At 62.8% G+C, this 12035-nt stretch carries 13 protein-coding genes; 10 read left to right on the plus strand and 3 right to left on the minus strand.

Going from position 1 to position 12035, the window contains the following annotated elements; genetic code table 11:
* The 5 genes from ACPZMI_RS02095 to moaE all read left to right on the plus strand — a co-directional run.
* A partial coding sequence (locus tag ACPZMI_RS02095; RefSeq protein WP_426351584.1) for a polysaccharide deacetylase family protein occupies positions 1-422 on the plus strand: 422 nt, incomplete at its 5' end.
* Between the two features lie 292 nt (positions 423-714).
* The gene (locus ACPZMI_RS02100) at positions 715-2109 is read left to right on the plus strand and encodes a PhoH family protein (protein ID WP_186668120.1); all 1395 of its coding nucleotides are present in this window, start codon (positions 715-717) and stop codon (positions 2107-2109) included.
* A gap of 150 nt (positions 2110-2259) precedes the next feature.
* A complete protein-coding gene (gene moaC / locus ACPZMI_RS02105; protein ID WP_186668118.1) occupies positions 2260-2730 on the plus strand; it encodes a cyclic pyranopterin monophosphate synthase MoaC in 471 nt (156 codons plus the stop codon).
* Complete coding sequence (locus tag ACPZMI_RS02110; RefSeq protein WP_186668116.1) at positions 2730-2975, plus strand: MoaD/ThiS family protein; 246 nt, start codon at positions 2730-2732, stop codon at positions 2973-2975. Before moaC ends, ACPZMI_RS02110 begins: the two co-directional genes overlap by 1 nt.
* Before the next feature lie 2 nt (positions 2976-2977).
* A complete protein-coding gene (gene moaE, locus ACPZMI_RS02115; RefSeq protein WP_186668114.1) occupies positions 2978-3424 on the plus strand; it encodes a molybdopterin synthase catalytic subunit MoaE in 447 nt (148 codons plus the stop codon).
* A gap of 132 nt (positions 3425-3556) precedes the next feature.
* Here the strand turns inward: moaE and rhlB are convergent, their stop codons facing one another.
* Both rhlB and ACPZMI_RS02125 read right to left on the minus strand, forming a co-directional pair.
* Positions 3557-5017: an ATP-dependent RNA helicase RhlB gene (rhlB, locus tag ACPZMI_RS02120; RefSeq protein WP_186711889.1), complete on the minus strand. Its 1461-nt coding sequence runs from the start codon at positions 5015-5017 to the stop codon at positions 3557-3559.
* Positions 5018-5131: 114 nt separating this feature from the next.
* Entirely contained in the window at positions 5132-5788 is a 657-nt protein-coding gene (locus ACPZMI_RS02125) for an alpha/beta hydrolase (protein WP_426351585.1), read from the minus strand.
* 336 nt (positions 5789-6124) lie between these two features.
* Between ACPZMI_RS02125 and ACPZMI_RS02130 the strand changes: the two genes are divergently transcribed.
* The 4 genes from ACPZMI_RS02130 (at position 6125) to ACPZMI_RS02145 (ending at position 10282) form a co-directional block, all read left to right on the plus strand.
* Complete coding sequence (locus ACPZMI_RS02130) at positions 6125-7153, plus strand: amino acid ABC transporter substrate-binding protein (protein ID WP_186668108.1); 1029 nt, start codon at positions 6125-6127, stop codon at positions 7151-7153.
* Between the two features lie 67 nt (positions 7154-7220).
* On the plus strand, positions 7221-8399 hold the full coding sequence (locus ACPZMI_RS02135) for an amino acid ABC transporter permease (RefSeq protein ID WP_186668107.1): 1179 nt from the start codon (positions 7221-7223) through the stop codon (positions 8397-8399).
* 10 nt (positions 8400-8409) lie between these two features.
* Positions 8410-9507: an amino acid ABC transporter permease gene (locus ACPZMI_RS02140; protein WP_426351586.1), complete on the plus strand. Its 1098-nt coding sequence runs from the start codon at positions 8410-8412 to the stop codon at positions 9505-9507.
* Between the two features lie 10 nt (positions 9508-9517).
* Entirely contained in the window at positions 9518-10282 is a 765-nt protein-coding gene (locus tag ACPZMI_RS02145; RefSeq protein WP_054893975.1) for an amino acid ABC transporter ATP-binding protein, read from the plus strand.
* A gap of 35 nt (positions 10283-10317) precedes the next feature.
* On the opposite strand, the gene algW is transcribed toward ACPZMI_RS02145, so the two are convergent.
* Positions 10318-11478 carry a Do family serine endopeptidase AlgW gene (gene algW / locus ACPZMI_RS02150; RefSeq protein WP_186668103.1) on the minus strand — a complete coding sequence of 387 codons (1161 nt, stop codon included), beginning with the start codon at positions 11476-11478 and terminating at the stop codon, positions 10318-10320.
* Positions 11479-11685: 207 nt separating this feature from the next.
* Between algW and ACPZMI_RS02155 the strand changes: the two genes are divergently transcribed.
* Positions 11686-12035: Nif3-like dinuclear metal center hexameric protein (locus ACPZMI_RS02155; protein ID WP_426351587.1), on the plus strand; the 350-nt coding region annotated here is incomplete at its 3' end.

Raw genomic sequence — 12035 nt, forward strand, 5'->3', positions numbered from 1 at the left:
CGCTTTACGCCGGGCAGTGCGTGGGGATTCAGGGCTGGGAGTATCGCTCCCACGCCCAGTGGCAGGGCTGGCAGGACTCCCTGCGGCGCAGCCAGGCGCAGTTGCAGGGTTTGATGCCCGAGCAGTACGTGCCGCTGTTCCGCCCGCCCTATGGGCAGCGCCGCGCCGACGGCGAGGCGTTCATGGCGGCGCAAGGGCTGCAGGTGTCACTGTGGGACATCGACGCCCAGGACGACAGCGCGCTGGATGCCGAGCAGTCGGCCCAGCGGGTGATGACCTTGATGCTGCTATGGCGCAAGGGTGTGATTCAGTTCCACGACACCCTGCCCAAGGCACAGCCGGCGCTGCAATGGCTGTTGCAGCACACGGCGCAGAGCGGGATCGGGTGGCAGGATTGCATGGAATATGCGCATCTGCGCTAGGCATGAAATCCAGGGTCCAACATTGACTGTAGTCCCCCGTCACCTTATCGCCAAGCGCGAATCGTCATTCGGCAAAATAAACTTCACCGGAGCGTAAAAAGTCTTTTTTCCGTCACGCCTTTTGCGGTATGAAGGAATCGGACAGCCGATTCCTGCAGCACAGGTGGCGTCATCCAGGCCCTCCTTGCCAGGTGCGCTCCCCGCCCGTAACGACGCGGATACGGGGAGAACGGCGGTCACTCTGCGGTGCAGCCGAGCTGTGCCGTCCTGCTTTCACATAAGGTGACCGAGTATGGATGACCAAGGACGCAACCCTTCCTCCAACCAGCCAATCCTGTATGTGCTCGATACCAACGTCCTGATTCACGATCCCAACGCTTTGCTCAACTTCGAGGAGCACCACGTCGCCATACCGATGACGGTGCTGGAGGAACTCGACAAGCTCAAGACCGGTAAACAATCCATCGCCGCCGAATGTCGCCAGGCCATTCGCCTGATCGACCAGACCCTCGGCGATGCATCACCCACCGATGTCGAACAAGGGGTGCCGATCCAGCGTGGCAAGGGCGGGCCGAAGGGCTTCCTGTCGATCCTGATGAGCCCGCGCAACGAACCCAACCGGCTGCTGCCGGAGAACCTCAACGACAACATCATCATCAACCAACTGCTGGAGCTGCGCGCCAGGCGGGCTGACCTGGACGTGGTGCTGGTCACCAAAGACATCAACATGCGCCTGAAGGCGCGTGCCTGTGGCATCGCTGCCGAGGACTACAGCACCGACCAACTGGTCGATGATGTGTCCCTGCTCTCGAAGGGCTATCACTCGGTCACCGGCTCATTCTGGGACCGGGTCAGCAAGGTCGACACCCGCCAGGAACGGGGCCGTACCTGGCATCGCGTACAACTGATCGATAACTTGCCGGCCGTGCACGTCAATGAGTTCATCATCGACGAGCAAGGCTTCGTTGGTTGGATCAAGGGCATTCGCGAGAACGAACTGCTGTTGCTCGACCTGCACCAGGAGCCGCTGCTGCATCAGGAAGCCTGGGGTCTCAAGCCCCGCGACATCCACCAGAGCCTGGCGCTGTTCGCCCTGCTCGATCCGGACATCCACCTGGTCAATCTCACCGGCGCGGCCGGTTCGGGCAAAACCATCCTGGCCTTGGCCGCTGCCATCGAGCAGACCATGGTCAGCAAGCGCTACCGGCGTATCATCGCCACCCGCAGCGTGCAGGGGCTGGACCAGGAGATCGGCTTCCTGCCGGGCACCGAGGCGGAGAAGATGGAGCCCTGGCTGGGCGCCATCACCGACAACCTCGAGGCGTTGCACATGGATGACGAAAGCACCCACGGCAGTGTCGAGTACATCCTCGAACGGGTGCCGTTGCAGTTCAAGTCGCTGAACTACATCCGTGGGCGCAGCTTCCAGCAGAGCCTGATCCTGATCGACGAATGCCAGAACCTCACCCCGCACCAGATGAAGACCATCATCACCCGTGCAGGCTCTGGCTCCAAGGTGGTCTGCCTGGGCAACCTGGCGCAGATCGACACCCCCTACCTGTCCGCGACCAGCTCGGGCCTGACCTACCTGACCGAGCGCTTCAAGGACTTCCCCCATGGCGTGCACATCACCTTGCAGGGTGTGCCGCGCTCGGTGCTGGCCGAGTACGCCGAGTCGCATCTGTAGGCCCGGCTGGCTCATTCGCAGGCAAGCCCGCTTCCACACGGTTGTGGGGGCGGGCAAGCCCGGTGATGAGGCCGAAGCTGCCGACACATTCCCCTGCGCAAACCTGACCCACAGGTTTACACTCTGCTTTCCCTTCACAGGAGCAGAGCAGTGCTGACTCATCTCGATTCCCAGGGGCGCGCCAACATGGTCGACGTCACTGAAAAGGCCGTGACCGCACGCGAGGCGATCGCCGAAGCGCGGGTGCGCATGTTGCCGCAGACCTTGCGGATGATCGTCGATGGCGAGCACCCCAAGGGTGACGTGTTCGCCGTGGCGCGCATCGCTGGCATTCAGGCGGCGAAGAAGACCAGCGACCTGATCCCGCTGTGCCATCCGCTGATGCTCACCAGCGTCAAGGTGGAGCTGGCTGGCGAAGGCGAAGATGTGGTGCATATCGTTGCCCGCTGCAAGCTGGCCGGGCAAACCGGTGTGGAGATGGAGGCGCTGACCGCTGCCAGCGTCGCGGCGCTGACGATCTACGACATGTGCAAGGCCGTGGACAAGGGCATGATAATCGAGCAGGTGCGCCTGCTGGAGAAGGTCGGCGGCAAGAGCGGCCACTACAAGGTGGAGGGGTGATGAAGATCAAGGCCCTCTATTTTGCCCGTTACCGTGAGGTGCTTGGCGTCGATGCCGAGCGCCTGGAAGGGGATTTCAAGGTGCTCGACGACGTGCGCCAGGCGCTGCTGGCCAAAGGCGGCGTTTACGCCGTATTGGCCGAGCAGAACCTGATGTGCGCGCGCAACGAAGAGCTGTGCAGGCTCGATGAACCGGTCGAGGACGGCGATGAGCTCGCCTTCTTCCCGCCGGTGACCGGAGGTTGAGCATGGGCGTACGGGTACAGCAGGCGGCGTTCGACCCCGGTGCCGAAGTCAATGCCATGCACGCTGCCAATGTGGGCGTGGGCGCGGTGGTCGGGTTCGTCGGTTATGTGCGCGACTTCAACGACGGTCGCGAGGTGGCGGGGATGTTTCTCGAGCACTACCCGGGCATGACCGAGAAGGCCCTGGCCAAGATCGTGGTCGAGGCCGAGCAGCGCTGGCCCTTGCTCAAGGTCGAGGTGCTGCACCGCATCGGGGCGCTGGAGCCGGGTGAGCCGATCGTGTTCGTGGGGGTTGCCAGCGCGCATCGGCAGGCCGCGTTCGATGCCTGCAACTTCATCATGGATTACTTGAAGACCCGGGCGCCGTTCTGGAAGAAGGAGAACACTCAGGAAGGGCCGAGGTGGGTCGAAGGCAAGCAGAGTGACCAGGAGGCTGCCGGGCGCTGGTAGAACCTCTGTTTGATGGCCGGGGCGTTGCCCCGGTTCGCGGGCAAGTCGGGTCGCCGCACCGCCGCTCCCACAGGTGCCCCGCTGTCTTCAGGCCTGTGGGAGCGGGCTTGCCCGCGAAGAATCCAGCACCGATCAGTGATGCTTGCGCGGCACTGCCGTGAGCAATTCATCCGGCGGCATCTCGCACTTGATCTTGCGCCCCAGCAGTTCCTCGATCGCCGGCAACTGGTAGGAGTCATCCTCGCCGGCGAAGCTGATCGACACACCACTGGTGCCTGCACGCCCGGTACGGCCAATGCGGTGCACGTAGTCGTCCGGGTCTTCCGGCAGGGTGAAGTTGATCACGTGGCTGATGCCGTCGATATGGATCCCACGCCCGGCTACGTCGGTGGCCACCAGCACGGTGATGCGCCCTTCGCGGAAGCTTTCCAGGGTGCGGATGCGCTTGTGCTGCGGCACATCGCCCGACAGCTGGGCGGCATTGATGCCGTCGCGCACCAGCTTTTCCTCGATGCGCCGCACCTCGTCCTTGCGGTTGGCGAAGACCATCACCCGTTCCCACTTGTTCTGCGTGACCAGGTTGTACAGCAGCTTGTACTTGTCGCTGCCCGCCACGGCGTAGACGTGCTGCTCGACCGTCTCGCTGGCAACGTTCTCCGGCTCGATCTCGACGATGGCCGGGTCAGTGGTCCACTGCTTGGCCAGGTTCATGACGTCGTCGGTGAAGGTGGCGGAGAACAGCAGGGTCTGGCGTTCGCTCTTGGGCGGGGTCTGGCGGATGATCTGGCGTACCTGCGGGATGAAGCCCATGTCGAGCATGCGGTCGGCTTCGTCCAGCACCATCACCTCGACCATGTCCAGGTGCACTTCGCCGCGTTGCTGGAAGTCCAGCAGGCGGCCCGGGGTCGCGACCAGGATGTCGCAGTAGCGCTTTTCCAGGGCCTTGAGCTGTTTGTCGTACTCCATGCCGCCGACGAAGCTCATCACGTTCAGCCCGCTGTACTTGGTCAGGGCCTCGGCGTCCTTGGCGATCTGCACCACCAGTTCGCGGGTCGGGGCGATGATCAGCGCACGCGGCTCGCCCATGTAGCGCTCCTTGGGCGGCGGAGTCTGCTGCAACTGCGAGATGATCGAGATCAGGAACGCGGCGGTCTTGCCGGTGCCGGTCTGGGCCCGGCCGATGGCGTCCTGGCCACGCAGGGTGTAACCCAGGACCTGGGCCTGGATCGGCGTGCAGTAGGGGAAGCCCAGGTCGTGGATGGCGTGCATCAGCTCGTTGGAGAGCTTGAAGTCATGGAAGCGAGTCTTGCCTTCCTGGGGCTCGACCACGAAGTCCTCGGGCTTCCACAGGCTGGCCTGGGGTTTGGGCTTGCGCTCGCGGCGGGGCTTTTCCCGGGGCGGCTGCTCGGCAGGCGCGGCTTCGGCCTTGGCCACAGGTTCGGGCTGGCTGCGCGGCGCGGACTTCGCTCTTGACGGTTTCGGGGGCCGGGCCGGTGCGGGCTGAGGCGTGGGTGCAATCACGGGGGCAGCGGGCGCGACGGCCTGCGGGGCGGCGTCTCCCTTGCCGAATATTTTCTTGAGTGCCTTGAGCACGGTCGTCTCGTCAACTGGTTAAGGAATGTACGCCGGGCAGTGTAATGCAAGATTCAGGCTCGGCGTAGTATTCGCTGTAGTGCAATGCGCCAGTGGCTACAGGCGCACGTCGGATTACTGCAGGCGGTTGGCCAACCAGTCGTGGATGTCGTTCAGTTCCTCGACCACTACTTCGTGTTCCATGGGGTATTCGTGCCAGCGCGCGGCGACGCCCCAGGTGTTCAGGTATTCGAAGGCCGTGCGGCCCATCGACGGGATCACCACCGGGTCGTGCACACCGTGCAGGCACAGGGCCGGGGTGCGTTGCTGGCAGGCGCGGAGCTGGTGGCCTTCGTTGAAGGTCGGGGCGTAGGTGGACAGGGCGATCACCCCGCCCAGCGCTTCCTGCCACTTTATATAGGCGGTGTGCAGCACCACGGCGCCGCCCTGGGAAAAACCGGCGAGGATGATCCGCGACAGATTGATGCCCTTGGCCTGTTCGGCCTTGATCAGCGCGATGACCTGGTCGGCCGATTCTTCAAGCTGCGTCTCGTCGATAGCCCGGGCCGGGGTCATGGCCTTGATGTCGTACCAGCTCGGCATGGCATAGCCGCCGTTGATGGTGACGGGGCGGGTTGGCGCCTGGGGCATGATGAAACGAGTACTTGGCAGACGTTCCTGCATGAATTCGGCCACCGGTAGGAAGTCGTAACGGTCGGCCCCCAGGCCGTGCAACCAGATCACACAGGCGTCGGCGGTCTTCTGGGGTTCGAGAATCAGCGGGTTGCTCATGACTGCTCCGAAAAAGTGCGTAAGAACTTATTGAGTGCGTAAAAAGAAGGCGCTGGTGGTTAGTGCCATAAAAAGATGTCGCAACTCTACAACTTTACCCCCTTGACGCATGCTTAAACGCTTAAGGCGGTAACTATGGTACGCGCTTTGCTACGTTCGTACCGATGCGATGGACGGGGGCCTGAACGGTAACACCCGCCCACGTGGATGGAAGGCTGTCACAGAACAGCCCATTGCGCCAATTGACCCAAAAACAAGCCAACAAGGGTCGGATGCGCCTCATAAGGGTGCGGTGCAATTCCGGCTCGGTACAACAAGAGCATTTGGAGGTTGTTGATGAAGATGTTGCAAACCACGCTGGCAGTACTGACCGCTGCCGCCACCCTGGGCACCGTGGGCGCCGCCCAGGCTGGCGCCACGCTCGATGCGGTACAGAAGAAGGGCTTCGTCCAGTGTGGCGTGAGCGACGGCCTCCCGGGCTTCTCCGTCCCTGACGCCCAGGGCAAGATCGTCGGCATCGACGCCGACGTCTGCCGCGCCGTGGCTGCCGCCGTGTTCGGCGACGCCACCAAGGTCAAGTTCAGCCAGCTCAACGCCAAGGAGCGCTTCACCGCGCTGCAGTCCGGCGAAGTCGACGTACTGTCGCGCAACACCACCTGGACCAGCTCGCGTGACGCTGGCATGGGCCTGGTGTTCGCCGGTGTCACCTATTACGACGGCGTAGGCTTCCTGGTGAACAAGAAGCTGGGCGTTTCCAGCGCCAAGGAACTCGATGGCGCGACCATCTGCATCCAGGCCGGTACCACCACCGAGCTGAACGTCTCCGACTACTTCCGCGCCAATGGCCTGAAGTACACCCCGATCACCTTCGACACCTCCGACGAGAGCGCCAAGTCGCTGGAATCCGGTCGTTGCGACGTGCTGACTTCCGACAAGTCGCAGCTCTACGCACAGCGCTCCAAGCTGGCTGCCCCGACCGAGTACGTGGTGCTGCCGGAAACCATTTCCAAGGAGCCCCTGGGCCCGGTCGTGCGTAAAGGCGACGAAGAGTGGTTCAGCATCGTCAAGTGGACCCTCTACGCCATGCTCAACGCAGAAGAAGCAGGCGTGACCTCGAAGAACGTCGAGGCCGAAGCCAAATCCACCAAGAACCCCGACGTCGCTCGCCTGCTGGGTGCCGACGGCGAGTACGGCAAGGACCTGAAGCTGCCCAAGGACTGGGTGGTGCAGATCGTCAAGCAAGTGGGCAACTACGGTGAAGTGTTCGAGAAGAACCTGGGCAAGAGCACCCCGCTGGAAATCGACCGCGGCCTGAATGCCCTGTGGAACAACGGCGGCATCCAGTACGCACCGCCTGTGCGCTGATGGCTGCCCCCCGCGACGGCATCCGGCCGTCGCGGGTCGTTCGACTCCCTTCTTTTCGGGGCATTTCATGCAAAATCATATCGGCGCACGGAAAGGGTTATCCCTGAGCGATCCACGTGTGCGCGCGTGGCTGTTCCAGATCATCACGGTCGTGGTCGTGATCGGCCTGGGCTGGTACCTCATCCACAACACCCAGACCAACATGCAGCACCGAGGTATCACCTCGGGCTTCGACTTTCTCGAGCGCAGTGCCGGTTTCGGCATCGCCCAGCACCTGATCGGCTACACCGAAGCCGACACCTATGCACGGGTGTTGCTGGTCGGCCTGCTCAATACCCTGCTGGCAAGCGTCATCGGCATCATCATCGCCACCGTGCTTGGCTTCGTCGTCGGCGTTGCCCGGTTATCCTCGAACTGGGTGATCAGCAAGCTGGCGGCGGTGTATGTCGAGACCTTCCGTAACATTCCACCGCTGCTGCAGATCCTGTTCTGGTACTTCGCGGTATTCACCGCGCTGCCGGGGCCACGGGGCAGCATCAATATCGATGACCTGTTCTTCATCAGCAGCCGTGGCGTGAACATGCCGGGCGCTTCCATCGGCGAAGCTTTCTGGCCGTTCGTCGTGGCGCTGCTGCTGGCGGTCGTGGCAATCGCCCTGATGGTGCGCTACGCCAACAAACGCTTCGATGAAACCGGTCAGCCGTTCCACAAGTTCTGGGTGGGGCTGGCGCTGCTCTTTGGCATTCCCGGCGTCTGCGTGTTGCTGTTCGGCAACCCGCTGCAGTGGGAAGTGCCGCAGCTCAAAGGTTTCAACTTCGTCGGCGGTTGGGTGCTGATTCCCGAATTCCTCGCGCTGACCCTGGCGCTGTCGATCTACACCGCCGCCTTCATTGCCGAAATCGTGCGCGCCGGTATCCGCTCGGTCAGCCATGGCCAGACCGAAGCCGCCCGTTCGCTGGGCCTGCGCGAAGGTCCGACCTTGCGCAAGGTGATCATTCCGCAGGCGATGCGGGTGATCATCCCGCCGCTGACCAGCCAATACCTGAACCTGACGAAGAACTCGTCGCTCGCGGCGGTCATCGGCTATCCGGAACTGGTGTCGCTGTTTGCCGGTACGGTGCTGAACCAGACCGGCCAGTCGGTCGAGGTCATGGCGATCACCATGGGTGTGTATCTGACGATCAGCATCAGCATCTCGTTGCTGATGAACTGGTACAACAAGCGCATTGCGCTGATCGAGCGGTGAGGACAGGCGCATGACTTCCCATGTTTTCAAACCCGATATGCCGCCACCGGTGAAGACCGTCGGCGTGCTGGCGTGGATGCGCGCCAACCTGTTTTCCAGCTGGATCAATACGCTGCTGACCCTGTTCGCGGTCTACCTGGTCTGGCTGATCGTGCCAGCACTGTTGCAGTGGGCGTTCCTGGACGCCAACTGGACGGGCACGACCCGCGCCGACTGCACCAAGGACGGCGCTTGCTGGGTGTTCATCCAGCAACGCATCGGCCAGTTCATGTACGGCTATTACCCGAGCGAGTTGCGCTGGCGGGTCGACCTGACCGTGTGGCTGGGCGTGATCGCCGCGGCACCGCTGTTCATCCGCCGCTTCCCGCGCAAGGTGGCCTACGGTATTGGTTATCTGGTGCTGTATCCGATCCTCGCCTACCTGCTGTTGCACGGCGGCAGCTTCGGCCTGACGCTGGTGCCGACCTCGCAATGGGGCGGGCTGATGCTGACCCTGGTCATTGCCACCGTGGGCATCGCAGCGGCCTTGCCGTTGGGCATTCTGCTGGCCCTCGGTCGGCGTTCGAGTATGCCGGTGGTCAAGGCGGTCTCGGTGACCTTCATCGAGTTCTGGCGCGGCATTCCACTGATTACCGTGCTGTTCATGTCGTCGGTGATGCTGCCGCTGTTCATGCCCGAGGGCACGAGCTTCGACAAGCTGCTGCGGGCGATGATCTTCGTGATCCTGTTCGAGTCGGCCTACATCGCCGAGGTGGTTCGCGGCGGCCTGCAGGCGATTCCCAAGGGGCAGTACGAGGCAGCCGCGGCGATGGGGCTGGGCTATTGGCGTGCCATGGGCCTGGTGATCTTGCCGCAAGCCCTGAAGCTGGTGATCCCCGGCATCGTCAACACCTTCATCGCGCTGTTCAAGGACACGAGCCTGGTGATCATCATCGGCCTGTTCGATCTGCTCAACAGCACCCGGCAAGCCACGGCAGACCCTGCCTGGCTTGGCATGGCGACCGAGGGCTACGTATTCGCGGCCCTGGTCTACTGGATTTTCTGTTTCGGTATGTCCCGCTACTCCATGCACCTGGAGCGCAAGCTGGACACTGGCCACAAGCGTTAGGAGTTTCGAAATGAGTGAAGCGATCAAGCAGCCCGCCGGCCCCGAAGGCATCATCCAGATGCAGGGCGTGAACAAGTGGTATGGCCAGTTCCATGTGCTCAAGGATATCAACCTGAACGTACGCCAGGGCGAGCGCATCGTCCTGTGCGGGCCGTCCGGCTCGGGCAAGTCCACCACCATCCGTTGCCTGAACCGGCTGGAAGAGCACCAGCAGGGGCGCATCGTCGTCGATGGCGTCGAGTTGACCAACGACCTCAAGCAGATCGAGGCGATCCGTCGTGAAGTCGGCATGGTGTTCCAGCACTTCAACCTGTTCCCGCACCTGACCATCCTCGAGAACTGCACCCTGGCACCGATGTGGGTACGCAAGATGCCCAAGCGCAAGGCCGAGGAAATCGCCATGCATTACCTGGAGCGTGTGCGTATTCCAGAGCAGGCGCACAAGTTCCCGGGGCAGTTGTCCGGTGGCCAGCAGCAACGTGTGGCCATTGCCCGCGCGCTGTGCATGAAGCCCAAGATCATGCTGTTCGACGAGCCGACTTCGGCACTCGATCCGGAGATGGTCAAGGAAGTGCTCGACACCATGGTCGGCCTGGCAGAAGACGGCATGACCATGCTCTGCGTGACCCACGAGATGGGCTTTGCCCGCACCGTGGCGAACCGGGTGATCTTCATGGACAAGGGGGAGATCGTCGAGCAGGCCTCGCCGGATGACTTCTTCGACCGGCCGCGCAGTGACCGGACCAAGTTGTTCCTGAGCCAGATCCTGCACTGATATGACTGGGGCCGCAAAGCGGCCCCATGTTGCTGTTACTTTTCTTCTTTGGTCGCCACTGGCGCTGGTGGCGGCCGCAGGCCCACCTCGGCAATCAACTTCAGTTGCTTGCCATTGCGCATCACTTCGATGCTGATCTTCTCGCTCGGTTTGATCCGCGCCACCTGGTTCATCGACTTGCGACCATCGCCGGCCGGCTCGCCATTGATGCTCATGATTACGTCACCCAGTTGCAGCCCCGCACGCTGGGCCGGGCCGTCGCGGAAAATGCCGGCGACCACGATACCCGGACGCCCCTGCATGCCGAACGACTCGGCCAATTCCTCGCTCAATGGCTGCACCTCGATGCCCAGCCAGCCTCGAATCACCTGGCCATGTTCGACGATCGACTTCATCACCTCCAGCGCCAACTTGGCGGGAATGGCGAAACCGATGCCCTGCGAACCACCGGATTTGGAGAAGATCGCGGTGTTGATGCCGATCAGATTGCCGTTGGCGTCGACCAGCGCACCGCCGGAGTTGCCCGGGTTGATGGCCGCGTCGGTCTGGATGAAGTCTTCGTAGTTGTTCAGCCCCAGCTGGTTGCGGCCGGTGGCGCTGATGATGCCCATGGTCACGGTCTGGCCGACACCGAAGGGGTTGCCGATGGCCAGGCAGACATCGCCGATGTGGATGTTGTCGGAGCGGCCGATGGTGATGGCGGGCAGGTTCTTAAGGTCGATCTTCAGCACCGCGAGGTCGGTTTCCGGGTCGCTGCCGATGACCCGGGCCAGGGTCTCGCGGCCATCCTTGAGCGCTACCACGATCTGGTCGGCACCGCTGGTCACGTGGTTGTTGGTCAGCAGGTAGCCTTCGGGGCTCATGATCACCGCCGAGCCCAGGCTCGATTCCCAGCGTCGCTGCTTGGGCAGGTTGTCGCCGAAGAAACGGCGGAACTGCGGGTCTTCGAACAGCGGATGGGCGCTCTTGTTGACCACTTTGGTGGTGTACAGGTTGGCGACGGCGGGCGCCGCCAGGGTGACGGCGTCGGCATAGCTGACCGGGCCCTGCATGATCCGCGAAGTCTGCGGTGCCTGTTGCAGGTTGACGTCCTGGCTGGGCAGGCCGACCCATTCCGGGAAACGCTGGATGATCAGTGCGGCGATCAGTACGCCAGTGAGCAGGGGCCAGCCAAAGTAACGCAAAGCCTTGAGCATCGAATGAATCCTGGAAATAGGGCGAGGGCCGTGGCGCAAACGCGCGCGATCATACACCTCGGTGATCGGCGATGGTATGGATTGCGGTGCAGCTTTCGCGGACAAGTCGGGGCGCCGGTTTCCCCGAACCCGGCGACGGCCCATAATGGCGCTCAGTATACGAGGCCTGGCGCCCGTTGAAGCACCGAATTACAAGGAGATTTTTCCATGGCCGTCGCCCTGAGCACCCTGGTCGAGGAAGCCGAGCGCTACCTGTCCAGTGCCAAGATCCAGGATTATTGCCCCAACGGCCTGCAGGTCGAGGGGCGTCCGCAGGTCAGTCGTATCGTCACGGGCGTCACGGCCAGCCAGGCCTTGCTCGACGCTGCAGTCGAAGCCGAGGCCGACCTGGTGCTGGTCCACCACGGCTACTTCTGGAAGGGCGAGAGCCCATGCATCACCGGGATCAAGCAGCGGCGCATCAAGACCCTGCTCAAGCATGACATCAGCCTCCTGGCGTTCCACCTGCCGCTGGACGTGCACCCTGAGGTGGGCAACAACGTGCAGCTGGCGCGCCA

Origin of the sequence: Pseudomonas wayambapalatensis, from assembly GCF_049942315.1 — a bacterium.
GTDB classification, from domain to species: domain Bacteria; phylum Pseudomonadota; class Gammaproteobacteria; order Pseudomonadales; family Pseudomonadaceae; genus Aquipseudomonas; species Aquipseudomonas wayambapalatensis.

Coding starts and splice junctions, on each gene's coding strand:
- ACPZMI_RS02100 (WP_186668120.1), top strand. CDS start 715: ATGGATGACCAAGGACGCAACCCTTCCTCCAACCAGCCAATCCTGTAT.
- ACPZMI_RS02110 (WP_186668116.1), top strand. CDS start 2,730: ATGAAGATCAAGGCCCTCTATTTTGCCCGTTACCGTGAGGTGCTTGGC.
- moaE (WP_186668114.1), top strand. CDS start 2,978: ATGGGCGTACGGGTACAGCAGGCGGCGTTCGACCCCGGTGCCGAAGTC.
- ACPZMI_RS02125 (WP_426351585.1), bottom strand. CDS start 5,788: ATGAGCAACCCGCTGATTCTCGAACCCCAGAAGACCGCCGACGCCTGT.
- ACPZMI_RS02130 (WP_186668108.1), top strand. CDS start 6,125: ATGAAGATGTTGCAAACCACGCTGGCAGTACTGACCGCTGCCGCCACC.
- ACPZMI_RS02135 (WP_186668107.1), top strand. CDS start 7,221: ATGCAAAATCATATCGGCGCACGGAAAGGGTTATCCCTGAGCGATCCA.
- ACPZMI_RS02140 (WP_426351586.1), top strand. CDS start 8,410: ATGACTTCCCATGTTTTCAAACCCGATATGCCGCCACCGGTGAAGACC.
- ACPZMI_RS02145 (WP_054893975.1), top strand. CDS start 9,518: ATGAGTGAAGCGATCAAGCAGCCCGCCGGCCCCGAAGGCATCATCCAG.
- algW (WP_186668103.1), bottom strand. CDS start 11,478: ATGCTCAAGGCTTTGCGTTACTTTGGCTGGCCCCTGCTCACTGGCGTA.